General features: G+C 45.3%; 9 protein-coding genes. 8 read left to right on the top strand and 1 reads right to left on the bottom strand.

Annotated elements, in window-relative coordinates; all coding sequences use genetic code 11:
• Window positions 1-420: 420 nt before the first annotated feature.
• The 8 genes from BMW64_RS14285 (at window position 421) to BMW64_RS14325 (ending at window position 22,559) form a co-directional block, all read left to right on the top strand.
• Window positions 421-1,131: a HesA/MoeB/ThiF family protein gene (locus tag BMW64_RS14285; protein ID WP_090000631.1), complete on the top strand. Its 711-nt coding sequence runs from the start codon at window positions 421-423 to the stop codon at window positions 1,129-1,131.
• Between the two features lie 524 nt (window positions 1,132-1,655).
• On the top strand, window positions 1,656-3,548 hold the full coding sequence (locus BMW64_RS14290; protein ID WP_090000632.1) for a hypothetical protein: 1,893 nt from the start codon (window positions 1,656-1,658) through the stop codon (window positions 3,546-3,548).
• A gap of 653 nt (window positions 3,549-4,201) precedes the next feature.
• A complete protein-coding gene (locus BMW64_RS14295) occupies window positions 4,202-4,780 on the top strand; it encodes a hypothetical protein (RefSeq protein ID WP_090000633.1) in 579 nt (192 codons plus the stop codon).
• Between the two features lie 49 nt (window positions 4,781-4,829).
• Window positions 4,830-15,671, top strand: coding sequence for a discoidin domain-containing protein (locus BMW64_RS14300; RefSeq protein WP_090000634.1), 10,842 nt, complete (start codon window positions 4,830-4,832; stop codon window positions 15,669-15,671).
• Between the two features lie 92 nt (window positions 15,672-15,763).
• The gene (locus BMW64_RS14305) at window positions 15,764-16,309 is read left to right on the top strand and encodes a hypothetical protein (protein WP_090000635.1); all 546 of its coding nucleotides are present in this window, start codon (window positions 15,764-15,766) and stop codon (window positions 16,307-16,309) included.
• 919 nt (window positions 16,310-17,228) lie between these two features.
• Entirely contained in the window at window positions 17,229-17,855 is a 627-nt protein-coding gene (locus tag BMW64_RS14310; protein WP_143052708.1) for a hypothetical protein, read from the top strand.
• Window positions 17,856-18,535: 680 nt separating this feature from the next.
• Window positions 18,536-21,694 (top strand): beta strand repeat-containing protein, encoded by a 3,159-nt coding sequence (locus BMW64_RS14320; RefSeq protein ID WP_090000638.1) that lies wholly within the window; start codon window positions 18,536-18,538, stop codon window positions 21,692-21,694.
• Window positions 21,695-21,824: 130 nt separating this feature from the next.
• Window positions 21,825-22,559 carry a DNA-binding domain-containing protein gene (locus BMW64_RS14325; protein WP_090000639.1) on the top strand — a complete coding sequence of 245 codons (735 nt, stop codon included), beginning with the start codon at window positions 21,825-21,827 and terminating at the stop codon, window positions 22,557-22,559.
• Window positions 22,560-22,734: 175 nt separating this feature from the next.
• Here BMW64_RS14325 and BMW64_RS21040 read toward each other — a convergent pair whose 3' ends face one another.
• On the bottom strand, window positions 22,735-22,860 hold the full coding sequence (locus BMW64_RS21040) for a hypothetical protein (RefSeq protein ID WP_262484227.1): 126 nt from the start codon (window positions 22,858-22,860) through the stop codon (window positions 22,735-22,737).
• Window positions 22,861-23,108: the final 248 nt, after the last annotated feature.

Consider the following 23,108-nt stretch of genomic DNA (forward strand, 5'->3'; position numbering starts at 1 on the left):
GTTAACGCCTTAGCGACCGGAAATAGAAATGATCATTTAAACTAAAAGCTTGCGACCCTTGCGTTAAAAACCAAAACAAAACTAATCAAATGAAAAAAAGAAGCAACATTTAGCTCCATGTTCTCTTAGTGTTCAAAAGAATATCCATTGCTATCATTCGCTGAGTGTTAACGCCTTAGCGACCGGAAATAGAAATGATCATTTAAACTAAAAGCTTGCGACCCTTGCGTTAAAAACCAAAACCAAACTAATCAAATGAAAAAAAGAAGCAACATTTAGCTCCGTGTTCTCTTAGTGTTCAAAAGAATATCCATTGCTATCATTCGCCGAGTGTTAACGCCTTAGCGACCGAAAAATATACGCAATCATTAAACTAAAACCTAGCGACCCTTGCGTTAAAATCCAAACCAAACTAATCAAATGAAAAAAGAAGACCCCTTCGCACGTTACAGCCGACAGATCTTTATTGAAGAAATAGGTCTTGAAGGTCAGCGGAAAATACTAAATGCTAAAGTACTCGTAATAGGAGCGGGTGGTCTGGGTAGCCCGGTAATTCAATATCTTGCCGGCGCCGGGGTCGGTACTTTAGGCGTGGCAGATTTCGATGAGGTTGAGCTTCATAATCTCAACCGCCAGGTAATACACCGCGAAGGCTCGGTAGGAAAATCAAAAGTAAAAAGTGCAGAAAAATTTGTTAAGAAATTAAACCATCAGGTAAACTTTATCGGGATCGACAAGAAAATCGATCATTCCAATGCAGTGGAAATCATTTCACAATTCGATATCATTGTCGATGGCTCGGATAATTTTGCGACCAGATATTTGATTAATGATATCTGCTCAGATTTGCAGAAGCCGCTTGTGTATGGAAGTATTTTGGGGTTTCAAGGACAGGTTGCCATCTTCAGCTGTAAAGGAAGTAAAGGGCTTAGAGCTGTTTTTCCTGAGCCACCCTCTGAAGATCATATTCCTGATTGCGATAGCTTAGGAGTGTTAGGGCCACTGCCTGGAATGGTAGGAAGCATGATGGCTGGCCAGGTTCTGAAGATCATTGCTGACTTGCCTTTGCAGCTTAACCAGATGACATTGGTTGATATGCTGAAATGGCAATTTTTTACCGTTGATTTTTAGGTGATTATGTTGGATTTATTGTAAATGTAATGCATTTCTCTATCTAATTTATAGGCTTTCATTTGGAAATAACAATAATTTGTTTACATTTGTGCCGGAAAAATAGTCTGATACAGGCAATTTTTTAACACAAATGACTGCACCTATGATGAAAAAATTTCGTCTTAATACCTTTTTGCATCCCTATGCAAGATTGCTAAACTTGCATGTAACGACCCTGCAAAACTTAATATATTTACAGAATTACTTTTTACATCATACCATTTTCAAAAGATTTTTTCCGTGTTCATCAAGCGTTAGAAATAATTTCAGAGCTTCGGATGTTACGTCAGAGTTCTTCAGCCGTCCTCCGCCATGATACTAGCTGTTAATTCAGCTCTTAATTAATTTTCATTATAATATTTTAACGTGATTAAATAGTAAGAAATACATCAATAATGAAGTTAAACAATCTTAGATAATTATTTTTTAGGTTTAGAGTTACTCTCAAGGAGTTAATCATAAACATTATTCAAATACAAACAATGAAAAAAATTATTACAATTGCTGTTTCATTATACAGCTTATCACTTATTGCTCAAGTTGGGGTTAATACAACTACGCCAAAAGCAACCCTTGACGTAACCGCCAGGACTACAAACGGCAGCAGACCTGAAGGGTTTATTGCACCTCGTCTTACAGGAGATCAAATTAAGGCAGCAGATGCACAATACGAAACTGCACAAACGGGTACTATTGCCTATGCAACATCGGCAGCTACTATGCCAAGAACTACTAAAACGGCGGGCATCACAGCACCCGGATACTATTATTTTGATGGTGCAGTATGGAAGAGCTTGAGTATGGGAGGTACTACTGCTTCAGTAGTGTCAGATTGTAACATAAATGGTTTTACAGGAAGCTATATCAACGGAACGGCGATAACGGCATCAAACAAATTTTCTGTAACTATTACTAACAATTCATTCTCAACTGCAAATATTGCCTTTCAAGCCTCTGATTTGGTATTGAGTGGCGTTTCAGGAATTACGGTAACTTCTGTAACGCCGCCAACTGCGTCTTTAACTTCTGGGCAGTCGCAGCTGGTTGAATACATGCTTAGCGGTACACCATCCTCTTCAGGGACTTTAATGGGAACCTGGGCAAAATTATCGTTAAACTGTTCAAAAACAGTTACTGTCATTCAACCTCCTATTACCTCACTGGATTGTGCAGGAGCTACCCAAAATGGAATTTTAACAGGAGGAATTGCGGCAAATAATGTTTCTGCGGTGATTAACTACGGTGGAGGGGATGGTTCTGCTTATGATGGTCAGACAATTTCATCTACAGGAGTTACCGGATTAACCGCTACTTTGGTAGCTGGTAATTTTGCTATCGGGTCAGGCTCCTTAACTTATACAATTACAGGGACTCCATCTGGCGGAGGAACAGCAGCTTTTCCAATCAGTATTGGAGGGAAAAGCTGTACGCTTAATATTACTGTTCACAACACACCAGCTATTACCTGTGGCAATACAATACAATCTCCTGCAGGTACTTTAATAAACAATACTGCTTATACAGGCTCTTATACGATGTCTTATACCGGTGCCACGGTTGGTGCAAGCTATCCTGCACAAACATTTACCGTAAATGGGTTAACATTACAGAGGAGTGCAGGAACCTTCACCTCTGCAAGTGGTACGATCACCTATACGCTTAGTGGTACCTACACAGGTGCGAGTAACCAGATCGTTACTTTTAATCCGTCATTGATTGCAGGCTCTACCTGTAACGTTGTATATGGAGATGCTATACGGGGCGCCCTTGCAGCAGCAGGATGCGCAAGCTGTACTACTTATGATGCCGCATCGGTAAATGATTGGATACCGGTCACAGCGAATGAATACGCTGCCGTTTACAATACTGCCAATATTGCCGGAGCTACTATAGTGGGTCAGGCAAATGCGCAAATGAATACTTCATCCGTAATTGACCCTACTGGTGGTTATACCTATGTAAGCAATGATAATGATGCTCCTGTACCTGCAAATAGTTATGTGATCGGTTTTTCTGCTATTATAGCTTCGAGCCAAAATAATGGTGGTAACAATGTAAAAGTGTCAGCCTCCCAAACATCTGGTTTTGTCAATATGGGGAATGCGTTCAACATCACTGGTAGTGGAAGAGTATATTTTGTTTGTAAGCGACCAAACACAACCACACCAAACACTTCGGGAAATGGTTATTTTGGAGCTTATTATTCGGTTACGGGATACTCTAAAGTAGTAGGATCTAATTCTAATACTTATTATTTTAACTATCCAAGTGGAGGTAATGTGAGTTCTGTTGGTTTTAGACAAGGTCAATGGGGTGGTGGTCCTTATGGCGTCCGCCTTCACCAAGGTATCACAACAACCATAAAATCTTGGTAATATGCTTTTAATGAGAAATAGTCCCCTATATCTAAAAGCTCGATATGTGGGTATATTGGTAATTAAGTTTTAATCTGTATATTTATATACATATATTTTAACTTTTACATTTATCAAGTAATAAATCCTAACCCCAAAGGCTTCAAAACCTTTGGGGTTAATATTTTGTCACTCGCTCGAATGTTTTGTTCGCAGTACGTGGGTTATTTAGTACTAAAAGAAATACTCATTTCAATTTGACTATAGTCCTTTGCCCCGACGAAAGCGCCTCTCATCGGGCGTGATAAGGATCTTATATCGGGCGTCATAAAGTATTCTCATCGACCGATGAGACCGATTCTCGAAATTACACCTCTAAATAATACTTTTTGGAAGAAGGTCACACTTTTATAATTTAAAAGAACATATTATCAGCAATATACCAACTACCTCTTGCTTAAGCAGCGCTACGGTTGGGATTGGAAATGCATATCTTTTCACTTTTGTTTGAAGAATTTGTATTTATATTATATATAATTTAATGTTTGTGGAGTATTTAACATGTAAATTGTCATTTTTTTTGGATGTTATTATATTTTATGTAAATTTGTAGCCATAAAGCAGTTTCATACGATACGCTTTTTACACACAGAATGATGAAAATAACACAACAAATGAGAAGAACCAAAAGAAAGACGGCGTCCCATTATATCGGGAAGCTTTTCTATTTTTTCATTATTGTTGGTTTTCATCTGCATGCACAATCATTCTCCGGAGACGATACCGGAATCTACATTGAAAAAGGAACTTCCGTATACCTAAAAGACGGAGTCACAGTATCCGGTCTGGAATATGACGGATACATTACTGAAAATTCATTCAAAACAGTTCCTGAAAATAAAAATCTTCTCTCAGATAAGAAGAAAAGCAATAGGAAATATGCTGAACTGAAGAAGCCTGCAAAAGCTCAGAATGTTCGTAAACCGGTAGACCCAGCCACTTCTAAAACCATTACTTTACCTTCTTCCGAGAACAGGTATAGATTGGGACTAGCAAGTGGTAACGGTGATATAGCCGTCGTTACAGGCAATCCTTCTGTAAAATATGCTGCAGTATACGAAAGGTTCAGCTTTGAAAAATACATCATAGTCAGGGAAGACGAGCGTATGTCTTATGCTACCACGCCCAGCCCTGTCTCAGGAATATTAACGATTCATTTCTCGCGCCCTCCTCCTTTTAAGAGTATTGTATAAACAGTAGTGTATTCAAAAGAATATAACACAATACTTTTAAAATCTTATAATGAAAAACAAAATTTATTTAATGACAATATTCTGCATATTGACAGGATATTGTGGCAACTTGCTCAGGGCGCAGACCGGGCCCGGCGGGGTGGCGGGAGCATCACTGTGGCTCAAGGCAGATGCCGGGCTAAGCAGCAGCGTGACGTACTTCAACGTACCTGCGGCCAACCGGACGGCGAGCAGCACTTATAGTGATTCCTCACTGACACCGGCGTATTCTACGCTGTCTTCATCCAGTGCATGGGCAGCCAGCTCGGCAGTGACCGGGCAATACCTCACCCTTGACCTGGGATCAGTTCAATCCGTCTATGGCATTGTAACGAAGGGACGCGGAAATTATTCGCAATGGGTGAAAAAATATACCGTAAGTTATTCGAATGATAATGTTACTTATACTCCGTTAGGAATAACATTTCCGGCGAATATAGATCAGAATACGGAAGCTACCAATATATTTCCGTCGGCAATTACAGCCCGGTACGTACGGATTACGGAAACGGATTATAGTGGGCACCCCTCTATGCGGGTGGATCTGATTAAAAATGTAAATCCGTTTTCGGCAGGGGATTCCTCGGTGCATCTCTGGCAGGATCAGAGCAGCAACGGCATGAATTTTATGAGAAGAGGAGCCGTTGCACCTGTATATCAAAATTCCGGTTCGGCAGGAACCAACTTCAATCCGGTGATCCAGTTTAACGGAAGCAATTATTTCGAGAACTATGTCTCTGTTCCTTCGGCAAACAATACCAATTATACAAAGTTTGCGGTATTTAACACGACGGGAGCCACAGGAAATATTATCTCCGCTGCAGATCCCGGAAATTCAGCCTTCTACTTAAGTGGCGGGAGCTTATATTTATACCATAATGGAAATTTGAGCAATCCTGTACCGGTAAGCAATAATGTTCCGGTCATTGGTACGGGCGTATGGAGTAATGGGACGTCCAACGGAACATACATCAAGACCAACGGTAAATCAGGGACCGCATTTACGAGTTCTACAGGGTATACTGCAGGAGGCCTGCAGATTGGTGCCTTTCAATCGGGTACAAATATTCCGGCTTCTTCTACCATAGCAGAGAGTATTGTATTCAGCTCGGCGTTATCACCTGCTCAGATCAATAAGGTAGAAAGTTATCTGGCGATGAAATATGGGGTTACACTCGATCCGCAGAATTATGTAGCGGGTGATGGTACCATTATATGGAACTCAGTAACGAATTCCGGTTACAACAACAACATCGCCGGGATAGGCTGGGATTATGACTCCGGATTAATCCAGAAGCAGTCGCAGTCGGTGAATGCCGGTTTTCAGCCGGTCATCGGAAATGGAAACATTGCCGCTACCAATGCCGGCAACAGCAACAGCTTCAATGAAGACGGTACCTTTATGGTATGGGGCTCCGATACAGGCAGCACCACTTTTTCTACGGCTTTTTCTTATGGCGGGCTAAACTACAGGATGGCCCGTACCTGGAAAGTGCAGAAAACGAAAACAATAGCAACGGTGAAGATCGCGGTACCCGTAAGCTTATGGCCGGGTGCAGTGACAAAACCTGCTTTACTGGTCGGCAGTACCACGGCCTTTGATGGGACAAGCATAATGTCGATGACAAAGGAAAACATCGGCGGAACAGATTATTACACCGTAACGGTGGACCCAAGCTCGGTTCAGTACTTCAGCTTTGCAGGATTAGTTACGGCTCCAGGGGGGATTGCAGGAGCTTCATTATGGTTAAAGGCTGATAATGGAGTTTCTTATAATGCAAGTAATCAGGTTTCTGTATGGAACGATCAGATAGGAAATCCTGCAATTACAAGTCAGGCAACAAAGGTTGGCTCAGGGGCTATTACTTATGCCGGTGCAGGAATGAATTTTAATCCTGCAATTAATTTTGATGGTACATCAGGTACTGAAATGACAGCTGCAACAAGTTCTTCTTCTACATGGAGTGGGGCTTTAACGATTTATGGGGTAGCCAAAATGAATAATGCAGGCAATCTTAATGCTGTTTTTGCATCTCAAAATAAAAGTTTACAGTACTTCAACAATCAATATTATGTCGATGGTGATGGTTGTCAAACGGCTGCCACATCTGTGGTGCCTGTAGGTACATCAAATTTAGCAATTGTTTCCTATAATGCTAATACGGTTACCACAGCATCACAATCATTTTTGAACGGGCAGTATCAGGCAAGTGCTTCTACATCAAATTGTACAGCCAGTCCCACTAATGGTTTTGAAATAGGAGGGCGTACTTCAGGAAATCAATCTGCTCGTGTGATTAATGGCTCATTGGCAGAGGTGATTGTTTACAACACACAGCATACAGGAAATAACCTTTCACGTTTGGCAATAGAATCTTATTTAGGTCTGAAATATGGAATCTCACTGTCACGTAATAACAATGGAAATGGTACTTCAGGAGAAGTAATTTCCGGAAGTATTAACGAAGGGGATTATGTAGCGTCTGATGGGACGACTAAATTCTGGAATTCTGATATTACTTATCAGAACAACATCGCCGGGATCGGAAGAGACGATGCCTCTGCATTAAGTCAGAAGCAGGCGCAGTCGGCGAGCAGCGGTATTCAGCCGGTCATCGGAAATATAGCTATTGCCGATACTAATGCCAATAACAGCAATGACTTCGCGGCCGATAAAACCTTTATGGTTTGGGGCTCCGATACAGGCAGTGCCAATTTTGTGACATCCTTTGCCTTTGGCGGTTTGAACAACAGAATGGCCAGGATCTGGAAAATACAGGAAACCGGAACCGTAGGGAAGGTAAGAGTAGCCTTAAAAGTGAGCGACCTTCCGGGAAGTATCACGAAACCTACACTTTTGGTCAGTGGTGACACGACCTTTGATGCTTCGGATTCTACGTTTTTAATGACCAAAGAAACCATTGGTGGAGTAGATTATTATGTAACAGATATTAACGCCAATATTGACTTCTCTTCAGGGCAATACTTCAGCTTTGCCGCTTTTGTAACGGCACCGGGTGGAGTTGCCGGAACGAGTTTATGGTTAAAGTCGGATTTAGGAACAGGAACAACTACGGATAATACAGCAGTCTCACAGTGGACTGATTTAAGTGGTAACGGAAATAATGCGACTCAGGGAACGTCTGGAAATCAGCCATCATACAAGAATAATCTCACTAGTAATATGAACTTTAATTCTGTTATGAGTTTTGATGGAGGTAATGACTATTTTAAATTGAATCCTGCTTCACAACCGTTAGGATCTGCTCCAAGAAGTATAATACTGCCTTTAAGAAGTAATGGATCTACAACAGCAATATCATGGGGTTCTAATGGAACAAATACTTTATATAGTATCAGAGTAAATCCTTTACTGACAGATTTTGGAAGTGCAAATGCCCAGAATTCAGGGGGAGGATCAATTACAAATACAAATATTCTTGCCGCCATCTACACCGGTAGTGGAGGTAATAATGAACTATATCAATATGGTAAAAGACTTGGAACTACTACCATTAACTTAAATACAAGTACAGGTCTTGCAGCATTAGGAGCTGAAGTCTGGACAGGAAATTATGATAATTTCTTTTGGGGTCAAATACCGGAAGTTATTATGTACAATAAAGCATTAAGTGCTGTAGAGCAGTCACGAATCTATAGTTATGTTGCCTTAAAGTATGGTGCAACCCTTGACCAAAGTACAGCACAAAGTTATGTATTAAGTGATAATACTGTTGTCTGGAATGCCACTTCAAACGTTGCTTACAGCAATAACATCGCCGGAATCGGCAGAGACGACGCCTCGGCATTGTCTCAAAAGCAGTCTCAATCGGTAAATGGAGGCATTCAACCGGTCATCGGAAATGGGGATATTGCTGATACCAATGCCAATAACAGCAATGCTTTCGCAACAGATAAAAGCTTTATGGTATGGGGCTCTGATACGGGAAGCAGTTCTTTTGCTACACCATTTGCTTACGGAAGCTCCAATTTTAGAATGACCCGAATCTGGAAAGTGCAGGAAACCGGAACCGTGAGTAATGTAAAAGTGGCTATACCGGCTTCACAGTTGCCAACAAGTGTGAGTAATCCTTCAATATTAATCAGTGGTGATGTAAACTTCGATGGTAATGATACCCGTATTGAAATGGAACAGAAAACAATTGGTGGTATACTATATTATGTAGCGAAGAATAGCGTGGACCTTGCTTCAGGGCAGTTCTTCAGTTTTGCCGGATACGTTACAGCACCGGGCGGAGTTGCAGGTGTTTCATTATGGTTAAAGGCAGATACCGGTACCAATACAACAGCCAACGACGGAACCATTACAAGCTGGATTGATCAGAGTGGAAATGGACGAAACTTTGGAGTAGGTAGTGGAACAGTGGTGTACAAAACTCCTGTAGGTACTCCAGGATTTAATTTTAACCCATCAATAAACTTTAACAGTACGTCGGCTGCACTATATAGTGGTAGTTCACTATTTCCTTCTTCGCCCACTTCGAGTGCGACACTATTTGGAGTGAGTAATGCTAACGGACTTTCACTGCTTAAAGTTAATAATAGTGGTGAAACCAATGCGTATGCATATTATGATTATCCTCATTTCGAAAGTAATAATTTATTTGCTAGACCTTCTTCATCGTCAGGGGTAGCTGTGAGCAATAACAATTTTACTAGCAGCATTAGTCGTATATCTATCGGAACCATGTCGAGTGGTTCATCTGTTGGAATTGCGATTAATGGAGGTACTTTCAGTACTGCTAACGGTAGTTATAGTACCAATACTGGAGCTATGATTATTGGATCTAATGCTTGGACGGGAGGTGATGATTATAATCCTGCCATTGGAAACACACCTGAAATAATTGCATATACAAGCTTGTTAAGTGGAACCGATCAGCAGCGGATCAACTCTTATCTTGGAATTAAATATGGTGTTACTTTGGACCAAGGAACAGCTGGACAAAATTACCTGAATTCCGGCTCTAATGTGATTTGGGACGCATCCGCAAATTCAGTGTATGGCAACAACATCGCCGGGATCGGAAGAGACGACGCTTCCGCTTTATTGCAAAAGCAGTCTCAGTCAGTAAATGCGGGATACCAGCTGATCGCGGGGATTTCCACGGTGGCAGCGACCAATGCAGCCAATACGGGAACCCTTAATAACCTGCAATTCCTGGTGTGGGGCGATAACAATGCTGCCAATACCGCTCCGTTTACGGCGGTTAGCGGCTACAACAGCAGGCTGAACAGGGTATGGAAAGTACAGAATACCAATACGGTGAACCAAAGTGTTCAGGTACTGGTTCCTGTGACTACCAGTACGGTTCCTGGCCTGGTGCCGGCTACCAGCAGCTTGCTTTGCGGTACCGATGCTACCTTTGCAGGCAGCTACCAGGTGTATAACCCTGCCGGAACCGTAACGGTAAATTCGGTAAGCTATCTTGCATTCAACGTGCCGGCATCTATGGTCAGCAAGCCTTCGTTCTATATGACGCTTGCCTTCTACGAGCAGTCGCCGGGCGGTGTCAGGGATGAGCTGCTATGGTTACGTGGTGATAAAGACCTTACCAGTACTATACTTTGGAAGGACCAGAGTTCAAATCACAATGACCTACAGTTCAGTACTTATGCCTGTAACGAAGCGCCAAGAGGGCAGATGGTGTTGGGGGAAACCCTTAACTTTAACCCGGTGTCCAGCTTTGGAGACAATAATAACTGGGTTTGGGGATATACACCTGCCAATGTTGCTACTCAAAGCAAAGCAGATGTAGCCGTTGTTTATAAAACTGATGGAGCTTATGCTCAGGATGTATGGGGTACCGATTGGGGAGGCCCGTTAGATGAACGTTCGTTAGCGACAGCACAGGTTGCTAATGGTAATACTGGCATTTCTTATAGTGGAGGTAATTCAGGTGCTGCAACCATCAATGTAGCTTCCTTTAACGGAGTAGCTTCCAATGGATCGAATGTACTGATTAACGGAAATAATGTTCTTAATTTTACAGGGTCTACAAATTATGTTGGTTGCCAAAGTATCCGTTTAGGAGACATAAAAGGCGCAGGTAATGTGTTCAAAGGCGTAATAGGTGACATGGTCGTGTACAACAAGAACATGAGTGCCATCGAGCGCATCCAGCTCAACAGCTACCTGGCATTGAAATACGGGATTACGTTGGGAAGAGACAATGACGGAGACAATACGCCGGGTGAGCAGATCTCAGCATCTCCGGCAGTATATGAAGGCGACTACCTGGCGAGTGACGGCATCACCAGGACCTGGTTGTCCGATGCGGTGTACCAGAACAATGTGGCGGGGATCGGAAGAGATGACATCTCAGCTTTCCATCAGCGCATCACCATGAGCCAGTCGGCAACACCGGACATCATTACCTTAAGTACCGACAGCAACTTCACCAATGTGAACCAGAGCGGTGCCAGCGGACATACCGATGTTGCCAATGACAAGTATTTCTTTGTTACCGGAAACAACAACGGGGCTCTTACTTACACCATAAAATCAGGATTAAGCAATGATCTGAATGCTTTGATGAACCGCATCTGGAAAGTGAAGCAAACCGGAACGCTTCAGGATGTGTACGTTAAAACCAGCAATACCAAAGCGACCTACCTGGTGTATAGTGCCGATGCTACCTTCTCCACGGGCGTTACTTATGTACCGCTATCGGGAGGGGCTACCGTATCCGGAACACAGATTCCGAACGGCAATTACTTTACCTTTGCAACATTTTTAGAAGCTCCGGGAGGGGTTTACACAGGCCTTAAGATTTGGCATAAAGCCGATGCCGGAGTGACTGCGACTTCAGGGGCAGTAACAGCATGGGTAAACCAGGCAGACGAAAAGCAAATCACCAATAGCACTTCTTATGAGCAACCGACATGGGTTGGAGGAAGTGGCAATGCCTTTAATTTCAATCCTTATCTGTCATTTGCCGGTTCAAGAAACAGCCTGCGAAATACAACGGCAAATCTATTCAGCCAGGATTCGGATATCACCAACTTTTTTGCCTCTAACGTTCTTCCTACAGCTAACGGCGGGCAGTTCTGGGGTATTCAGTGGATTGGAAAAACAGGAGGGGCGATTTATGATAATTTCGAATGGTTTAACGATAGTATATATACCGGGGTAGAATCAAAATATTATACAACCTCGCTGAAAGGTGCCGGGCAAAACATATTCACTTTCGCTCACAGCGGAGTTAATGACCGAACGAATGCTTATATTAATACCACTACGGTAATGAATAATATCAGCAATACGGGAAGGATTGGTGATGGCGGATATGTAATAGGAGATGATACCACTTTAGGAGGGGATAATTATTCCAACCTCTTCAATATGTCCGAATTGGTGGCATACAACAGGGTCTTAAATGCAACCGAATTAAATCAGGTGCAGAGCTACCTTGCCATAAAAAACGGGACATCTCTGGCACAGAACTATCTTGCCTCGGATGCTACATCAGTGTGGACCGCTGGTGCAGGCTACGACAACAGCATCATCGGTCTTGCGAAGGACAAAACCTCTACGCTTCACCAGCGTATTGCTAAGAGCCAGATGCCGGTGACGGATATTATTACGCTGAGCACCGATACCAACTTTACAAACGCCAACCAGAGCGGATCAGCGGGCCATACGGATATTGCCAATGATCGCTATTTTATGATTACGGGCCACAACGGGAAAACGACAACCTTTACGTTAAAGTCAGGGTTAAGCAACAGCCTGAACGCCATCATGAACCGCGTATGGAAGGTACAGCAGACCGGAACGGCTCAGAACATCTTTATTAAGGTAGACAATATAAGAGCGACGTACCTGATCTACAGTGCGGATCCTACGTTCTCTTCAGGCATTACCTATAAAGCGCTTACCGCCGGCGTTACACCGGGCGTTCAGATTCCTTCAGGAAACTACTTCACCTTTGCAGCGCCGCTTAACGGTCCGGGTGGAGTCACCGATAACCTGGTGAGATGGTACCGTGCCGACAGGGATGTAGTCACCGGCTCTACCCTTACCTGGAAAGACCAGACGGTTAACAGGGATGCGACCCAGGGTACGGCGGCCAACCAGCCGGCGTACAATACCTCCGGATCTTCCCTGCTGAATTTCAACCCGTCACTGACCTTCAATTCGTCACAGTCGAACTATATGTCGTTTAACGATTCGGGGATGGCCAGCGGAAGTGCGGCAAGATCCGTGTTCGGCGTGGGAAGAACTTCCATGCCGGGAGGTACGTTTGAGTGGGTGAGCAGCTACGGGACCAGTGCTTCCGCTCAGAACTTCGGATTGATGAGAACGGGCAACAATGTATTGGTAACGACCTATGGAAATGACTTTGTTCCATACAGCACCATCAATCCATATGCTTCCAATACACCGGTGATTTCCTATGGAGCTGCCGCGGGAAGTACCCTGTACGGAACCTATAATGCACTTCCGGTACAAGGCGGAACCTATACCGTTAATACCGTGTTGAATACCGGTAGAATCGGGACAAGACAAAGCCTTGGTGAATACTGGAACGGGGTTATCGGGGAAGTGGTACACTACAACAAGATCCCTTCCGCCGCTGAAAAAGCGCGCATTGACTCCTATTTAGGACTGAAATACGGGGTTTCCCTCGGAACGAACGCATCTCCGTTCTCCTATGTGGGATCAGACAGCAATACGTTCTGGACCGGTAGCACGACTTATCAGAATAATATAGCGGGAATCGGCAGGGATGATATCAGTGACCTCATCCAGAAACAGAGCCAGAGTGTGAATGCCGGCAGACAGGTCATCATCAGTCTTGCTAATGTTGCCGCCACCAATGAAGCCAACACAGGAAGCTTTGACACCAATCTTCAGTTCCTGGTATGGGGAGACAACAACACCGATATGGTGGGCAACACCTCTGCATTCACTGCGGTGTATCCTTACCAGGAGAGACTCAGCAGGGTATGGAAGGTGCAGAATACCAACAGCCTTGCCAAAGACCTCCAGGTACTGATCCCGGCTTCTTACATTAAAGATCTGAAGGTATCTTCACTGCTGTACAGTACGGATGCCGGATTTGCCAGTGGCAACCAGATCATCAGCAGTACCGCGACAAGCGTGGTAACGGTGAACTCCGTAGACTATAAAGCGTTTACGATTCCTGCGGCGCAGGTCAACCAACCGGTGTTCTACTTCACCATGGCGTACTATAAAAGGTCGCCGGGAGGAGTAATCGGTGAAAACCTCTGGCTGCGTGCCGACGATGGCGTTTCCGCGACCACCGATAATACGGCGGTATCCCAGTGGAATGACCAGAGTGCCAACAACAGCCACGGAACACAGGCCACCGCAGCCAGACAGCCATTGTACAAAAATAATGCGACGGATAATATGAACTTCAATCCGGTGCTGGCTTTCAATGCCACAAGCTCGCAGAACTTTGATATCGCAGGTGACCTGGGAATCGGTAGCCAGCAAGGCGTAGCCGTATTCGGGGTTTCCGATGCTGCTTCAGGAGCCCGTTATTTCCTTGAGCCTAAAACGACAGGAAACAACCTGTTGCAGTTCAGGTCTTCTTCACCGGGAAGTTCGACACTGACCCTGAGCAATGGTACTTCCGTAAGCAATACTTTAGCCGGAACCGGATCTTCGGTATTGTATTCAGGATGGCGTGGCACAGGCAGCCTCTTCAGTGGCGTGAATGCCAATGCAGGAACTTCAGCAGCCAGTTCGACCAACTGGACCGCCGGAAGCCTCAGCCTGGGAGCTGCCTACAACCAGACCGCTTTCACCACCGGGAAGATTCCGGAAGTGGCAGAGTACTCAAAAGCACTCACCGCCACGGAGCTCCAGAAAGTGAACAGCTACCTGGCCCTGAAATACGGAATCACGATGGATCAGACCACGATCCAGGATTACCTGGCCTCAGACGGCAATAAGAGCTGGACGAAAGATGCGACCTATAAGTATAACATCGCAGGGATCGGAAGGGATGACCTTACGGCGCTCAGCCAAAAGCAGAGCCAGAGCGTGAACACCGGCAGCCAGATACTGGTAGCATTAGGATCTGCAGCAGCAAGCAATACGGCTAATGCGAATACTTTCGGCGCAGACATGCAGTACCTGGTTTGGGGAGACGACAACGGATCCTTAACCACAAAGGTGGCCACAGGAAATGTAATGGCCAACGGACTTACCTATACCAAGCGTTTCAGCAGGGTATGGAAGATGCAGAACAAAGGCAGCTTTGCTTCTGACATCAAAGTTTACTTCCCGGTTTCGGCATTCGTGAATGTATGGCCAAGTTCTGTTAGCCTCATCTATGCTTCGACAGCGGCAAAGCTGAGCGATGGTACGGCTTCGGTAATTGCCAGTACCTCTACAGAAACCATTAATGGAGTAAGCTATTATGCTTTCCCTGTAGATGCGTCTACGGTTTCTTCGCTGAATTACCTGTCCTTTACGACAGCGACTTCGGTATGCTATAAGCCTGCGGTGACTGCCGGAACGGCCCTAAGCACCAAAGCCGGAATCACTGCCCTCGGAAGAGCCGGCACCAATGCCGACAACTGGCCGATGGTACGCAAAGGAGGATGGATGGCCCTTGAAGCCAAAACCAAAGGGATGATCATCAACAGGGTGAGGTTTAAGAATTTCGGAACGGATGCCGCACCGGATTTCAGACCGGTAGCCGATGACGACACCACGCCGATTCTTACCAATCCGGTAGAAGGAATGATCGTGATGGATCTTACCAACAGGATGCTGAAAGTCTATACCACCAAAGATGGCGGGACGACTTACGGATGGTATCAGATCGGTCAGCAGACCTGTCCGGATTAGCCTTCAGGAGTATCAGCACTTTACCGCACGGCACCCCGCTGTGCCGTGCGGAAAGGCTGATCTTTTTAATAATTTAAACAATACAAGAAACAATGAAATCAATACTAATTGCAGGAGGCCTGCTGGTATCCTTCACCTGCTTTTCCCAGGTGGCGGTCGGTAAAGCCTCGGTCACCAACACCTCGGTGTCCCTGGAATTCGGGAACAGCGAGAACCGCGGACTCATCCTGCCCTGGGTAAAGGTAGACCCTTCGACCAACACCATCCCCAATATGGTAGATGGGATGGTCATTTTCGATCCTTCGGACAGCAAAGTGAAAGTCGTCGTGGCCGGAACCTGGCAGGCCCTGAGCGCCTATGATCCCAATGCAGGAACACCCGCTTCGGTGGATACTGCACTACAGGATACAAAGACCGAAGTGCCATCAGCCATGGTACGGATTGGGAACACCGTCAATCCAGACCTTAGCGGAATTCTGGTCCTTTCCGACACCAACAAGGCGATGATTCTTCCCAAAGTGGCGAGCCCACACCTGAATATCGTCAATCCCGCTCCGGGACTCGTTGTTTATGACACCACGGCCCACCAGGTCGCCGTCTTCAACGGTCAGGCATGGAGTTTTTGGGGACCCAACTAACCCCGTATAATGTTTATTTTCCGGCCGGGCAGAATGAATCACCTGCCCCCTGCCGGTTTTAAAGAAAATCACAGAATGTTTCTGAATGAGAGATTCAATGAGAGGGAAAAGGTGAAAGACAATACGGATTTGCAGCAATAAAACAATACATCATTGGATGTTGTTTCCATCCTCAGCCCCGGTCTCATCCTCAACCTTAATCTCAACCTCACAACCCTTCGGTCATGTGGATTATCGGCTCTTTCCAAGAGGGTAATTGTGGAAGAGCATCATTTTTTTTCATTTGTGTTTGGCTCCGGCCCGGGTAAGGTAACTTCCCGGCCGGAGTTTTTTTGTGGTTTCGAGAACCTCAGCCACCGGGCATTTTCAAGGATCAGGCACGGGCGTGTTTGAATATCAGCTGCCAATCAATAAAAGTCACCATTTCCATCATCATAATAACCCGGAACTCCAAAAAAAAACTGCCGTAAACATTCCCCTACTATGCAGGGTGTCTAAAATTCAGGGAATTTTTGGTGGGGTTGTTTAAAGGAGATTGCCGTACTGTGGCTTCGAGTCGCCTCAGCCACCGGGCGCCCCAGTATCAGCCGCCATTGGAATTGAGAACAAGAATTAGTCCGAAGATTTTTAGGGTCTTAGAGTATGTGCGTATGGATATTCTACTGGCGACGACAAGCAGCCGGCTGATGGGGCCTGAGGCTCTTGAAGGCCCGCATCCCGGTTGCTGCCTTGTCTCGGAGGATTGGTAATAACAATGAAGACTTACCATGTGCCGAGGACAGTTCTTTTAAGTAAATAATCTGTTGTTTTCTATTTAACATATTATAAAACAACTTATTATTATTGGCAAATAAAGTCTATTTGTTTACATTTGTCGCATAAGAGAAGTCTGGTATCACGGATTCTTGAACACAGAAAGATGAAAAGACCAGTGCCCATATTTGCCAAGCCCCCTCGATTCCCGCTTTTCTGCGTACGGAGGTTGTTCTTTGTGGTGTTTTTCATCTCACTTTCCATCAAGTCGGAAACCCCTTTGCATGATCAGGATTCCGTGATCTTTGTATCTGACGGATCTTTTGTGTTTAGATTATCCCAGGATGGGATTTATACAGGTTCTCAGATTTCCTCTAAACGAAGGGTTCCCGGAAAACAGCAGTATAAGGCAGGACCCAAAGTTTCGGCAGCAACGAACTTGCCAACAGCCTGTAAAAATCCGGTTCATAAGATAAATCCGGCTATGGCCTTCGCTTCTCTTCAATGCCCGCAGTATATCGGAAGTTCAGCGAATACCCTTTCAACAGGGATATTGGGAAACACCCAGCCGAAGAAACATCATAAAATAACAGGCCCGGTTTTCACGGCTTTCTTGGCAGCATCTCTTTCAAAACAAAAACTCCAGTATTTCTATTATGAATCCTTTACTCTCCTGAAGATTACCATTGGGCACTTCAGCCGGCCTCCGCCCGTAGTTTTAAACACAAATGGCACGAATGGTCTTGAACAGATAACCCTAATATTTTCAACCACCCCGTCAAAAATTCGTTGAATTTTCGCCATCCCTCCGGAGGATGGGAATTCCCGGTTTTCGGTACGTTGAGCGGTCATCCATCTTCAATAGTTTACTCGGCGCGCTCTTCTAAGCGAAGCGGCTCTGTGAACTTAAAGCAGCAGGTAGGGAAAAAAAGACTTCGTGTCCTCCGTGTTCAACCCTCCGCAAGCTCTTCTAAGCGAAGCGGCTTTGTGAAACTTGAAGCGGCAGGTAGGGGAAAAAGACTTCGTGTCCTCCGTGTTACACCCTCCGCAAGCTCTTCTAAGCGAAGCGGCTTTGTGAAACTTGAAGCGGCAGGTAGGAGAAAAAGACTTTGTGTCCTTTGTGTTCAAAAGAAACAATACGCAGGAACTGAGTAATAAAATTAAATGATGGATGCATAGATACAACCACCCCGTCAAAAATTCGTTGAATTTTCGCCACCCCTCCGGAGGATGGGAATTCCCGGTTTTCGGTACGTTGAGCGGTCATCCATCTTCAATAGTTTACTCGGCGCGCTCTTCTAAGCGAAGCGGCTCTGTGAACTTAAAGCAGCAGGTAGGGAAAAAAAGACTTCGTGTCCTCCGTGTTCCATCCGCAGCGTGCATCACGACAGATAAAAAGACTTAGCGGCCTTCGCGTTCCAGAACCCGGGGCCCATGATTTAAAATAAAACAATAATCTTAAATACGAGAATAATGAAACAATTATTTACAACGGCGGGAGTGCTTTTCAGTATGACCGTATTCGCCCAGGTGGGGATTAACAATACGTCCCCGAAAGCGACCTTAGACATTACCGCAAAAACTACCGGAAGCAAGCCTGAGGGGCTTATCGTTCCGCAGCTGACCGGAGATCAGATCCGTGCGGCAAGTACAGGTTCGACGCCGGTTTATGGGTCGGCGCAGAAGGGACTTATTCTTTTTGCCTCTGCCGCAGATACAGCCCCCGCAGGAGCCACAGCCAACATTACCGCTCCGGGGTATTATTATTTCGACGGCAGTGTGTGGCAGAAGATCTTAGGAAGCTCTTCAGGAGATACCACCAATGATGCCTTTGTTAATGACACCAGCAATTCGATGGTAAAAATCGGAACAAAATCAGATGGTACGGCAAGAGCAACGGGAACCGATTTCGTCGTGACCGATAACGGCAGCGTAGGGATAGGAACAGCTTCACCAAAAGGGCCCCTAAACATCAGTTATAGTAATGCGACTACTGCTATTACAAATTCAACGCTGTCACCTGGAATTATTTTGACCGGACAGTCAAATGCCTCAGGTGGAGGCCCGGGACTATACTTTGAAGGGCAGAATAACAATACCGGAACCCGGGTTTTCAAGTTCAATTTGATAAAAGATGCTTCAGGAGATGGATTACTCAATGTACGTTCCGTTTCTGACGATGCCGTTTCCGTGATAAGGTCCATCATGTCTATCAATGCGAGAGGCTATGTCGGAATCGGAACAGAAGCCCCAAAATCGTATTTTCATGCTAATACACCTACAGCAGGAGGCCTGGTTGACGCAGGAATTTTTTCCATTAATAATTGTGGAGGATCCTGTGGACAGCCTACGGCAAGAAATATTGTTCTCAATAATTTAAATGGGACTAACGGTTTGTTTGCATCGATTGATTTTGTTCCCAGCCTAGATCCAACGGCACCATCCGGCGCTTCTATACAAGGGATCGACAGAGATGCCACCAATAACTATGCTGGTTTGGTATTTTATACAAGAAATGCTACCGATTATGCTTCAAGGATGATCATAAAATCTTCCGGTAGAGTGGGGATCGGGACAAGTGCAGAAAGCCCACAAGCCACCCTGGATGTTAAAGCAATCAGCTCAGCCGGTACCAGCCCCGAAGGGATTATCGCCCCAAGGCTTTCTTTGACGGCACTCCAGGGATACACGTATGGTACGAATCAAACCGGTGCGATGGTTTATGTGAATTCAGTCTCCGGAACGCCCGCAGGACAGACTGCCAATGTGACCGCAGTAGGTTATTACTATTTTGACGGGACCAATTGGTTGAAAATGACTACCGGAGCCTCAGTAACCGATGCTACGACAACGGCTAAAGGGATTGTGCAGTTGGCAGGAGATTTATCCGGAACCGCAGCATCACCGAGCATTGCCACCAGTGCCGTAACCTCCGCTAAAATAGCAGACGGTACCGTAGCCAATGCAGATTTAGCTTCGGGTACAGGGGGGATTTACAAAGGAGACGGTTCATTATCCGGGAATACTACCGTGACACAGGGGACCAATACTTTAGCTTTTACCTCTACAGCAACTGCGGGAACCAGCCATTTTACGGTAGACGGAACAACCTTAAATGTAGATGCTGTTAATAATAGAGTGGGAATAGGGACAGCTGCTCCAAAAACATATCTTCAGGTACAATCACCGGCGGGCTCTGCTACTCCGGTAGCTGCTTTTTCCAGTGTTAATTGTGGGGCAGGATGTGGTCAAGGGACGGCAAGAAATATTGTCCTTAATAATAATCAGGCCAATAATAGTCTCTTTGCTTCCGTCGATTTTGTTCCGGGGACAGATCCAACGGGTAGTTCCGGCGCAACCATACAGGGAATTGACAGAGATGCCACCAATAACTATGCAGGGCTATCATTTTATACAAGAAATGCTACCGATTTTGCTTCACGTCTGGCGATAAAATCTTCCGGTAGCGTTGGGATAGGAGCAGGAGCGGAAAGTCCGAATGCTACTTTAGATGTTAAAGCGATCACTGCCGGTACCAGCCCCGAAGGGATTATCGCTCCAAGGCTTTCTTTGACGGCACTCCAGGGGTACACGTATGGTACGAATCAAACCGGTGCGATGGTTTATGTGAATTCAGTCTCCGGAACGCCCGCAGGACAGACTGCCAATGTGACCGCAGTAGGTTATTACTATTTTGACGGGACCAATTGGCAGAAAGTGGCTAACGGTGCTTCAGTAACCGATGCAACGACAACGGCTAAAGGGATCGTACAGTTGGCAGGAGATCTAGCCGGAACCGCCGCATCACCGAGTATTGCCACCAGTGCCGTGACTTCCGCTAAAATAGCAGACGGTACCGTAGCCAATGCAGATTTAGCTTCGGGAGCAGGTGGAATTTACAAAGGAAGCGGTTCCTTATCCGGGAATACAACCGTGACACAGGGAACCAATACTTTGGCATTTAGTACCTCTGCCACCAATGGGTTTTCTGTGGCTGGGTCTACGCTTTCTGTAGATGGAGCGAATAATAGAGTGGGGATAGGAACTGCATCACCAAATACAAAACTGCACACCGTAAGCAGCACTGCATATGGGGCATTTCAGATGCAGGATGGTAGTGAAGCCAGCGGGAAGTTTCTGAGCAGTAATGCAACAGGACAGGCCACTTGGGTAAATAGCCCTCTGACACCTGTTGCTTTTGGAGCCTTAAACACTACAACTATGACAGTTTCCCCAAATACGTTTCTTAACAGTAGTGTCACTCTCACGCAAGGCAAATGGCTGGTATATGTGGGATTGCTTTTAACTACTACGGGTACGGCGACTACTACTGATAATGCTTGGATACGACTAACGCTTGGAAGTAATAATTCCGGAACTTCAGCAACCCAATCCGGTTTTAATTTCCTGGCCAGTAGCTTGGTATCCGGTTGGCTTTCAACCGTTAATGCTACAGGAAGTGCATCATCGAAAAAATGGACATTTATAAACGGAGTCATTCCTGTAAATGTAACCAGTTCGAGCCAGACCATTTATCTGTGGACCAGGGAAATTGGTATTACTGGTACCGATCCCGGAGCTACTGTAAACAACGCTGGGGAAAACTATTTCTTCGCGGTACCAGCTAATTAACAAACTCATATAATCCATGCTGTTGATTCAAAATCTACAGATGGTATAAAAGTAAAATAGAACCAAACCTCATAGGTTTCAGAAACCTGTGAGGTTTAAAAACCAACAATCATTTTTAAAATAATAAACGATGTCAAAAATTCTTCACAGAATCAAAGCGTATCTGTATGATAACGTTTTAACGAAAGACAATCCCAATGATTTCACGGCGCGCACGGCGAGCGAGCGCAGCCTTACTGTTCAGCAGATCTGCCACGCAGCTGTATCCCGTGGCGGGGCAGACATCTCCGCCTCTTCCATGGAGCACGCTACTGAGCTGTTCCTTAAGGAAATGGCCTACCAGCTTTGTGATGGCTTTTCGGTCAATACCGGTTACTTTACTGCAAGCACAACTATTAGAGGTGTATTCGACAGCCCTTCAGAGACGTTTAACAAAGACAAGCACAGCATCATTTTCCAGTTCAACCAAGGCGAGAAGCTCCGCGCCGAGATCCCTAACATCGAGGTGAATATCTTAGGCGTCGCCGATTCTTCTGCAGTGATCTTACAGGTAACGGACGTGAAGAGTGGCTCGGTGAATGATCTTCTGACGCCTGGCAGAAACCTTAAGATTATAGGCAGCAAGATCAAAGTAGCAGGTGACGACTCTTTGGTAGGTATCTTTTTCGTAGACACCGCAACACAGGGAAGAACGAAAGTAGAGCAGAGTGATATTGTGACCAATAATCCTTCGGAAGTTATGGTGGTAATTCCTGAATTAGCAGCAGGAACTTATAGAATAGAGATCGTAACACAATATGCAGGCAGTATTATTCTAAAGGAACCTCGCATCGCAACCTTTGACAGAGAATTGGCCGTAGAATAACAAGCGGATTGCATCGGTGCATGCAAGCGGATTGCAAGGGTGCTTGTAAGGGTATTGCAAGGAGGCTTGCAAGATGATTGCAAGGGAGCATGCAACCGGTTTGTTCTAACAAACATATCCTAATCCTAAAATTATATTATACAGTTAAGGTATATATCAGCGCAAAAGCATTCCATCATGAGGGATGGGTATTTTCATCAGTGTGTGCTCCGGTTGGGAAATCTTTTCCGGCCGGAGCTTTTTTGTAGGGTGGCTGAGCGGAAGGACTGGTGGCTTCGTGTGTGGCAGCGTAATAAACCACCCCGTCGCAAATTCCGATGGAATTTCCGCCACCCCTCCGGTGGAGGGGAATTGGGAATTGGGCGGTTTTAGATAACGAATGCTCCTGCTACTGTGGCTTCGGCTCCGCTCAGCCACCGTTGGCCTGGAGAGTTGAGAGTGGAGTACTGAAGGGGGTAAGGCGGTACAAAATTCCCCTCAGTGGAGGGGTGGCAAAAATTCAAAGAATTTTTGGTGGGGTGGTTGGGTTTAAGGAAGATTCCGGGTTGG

Origin of the sequence: Chryseobacterium taichungense (assembly GCF_900109935.1) — a bacterium.
GTDB classification, from domain to species: domain Bacteria; phylum Bacteroidota; class Bacteroidia; order Flavobacteriales; family Weeksellaceae; genus Chryseobacterium; species Chryseobacterium taichungense.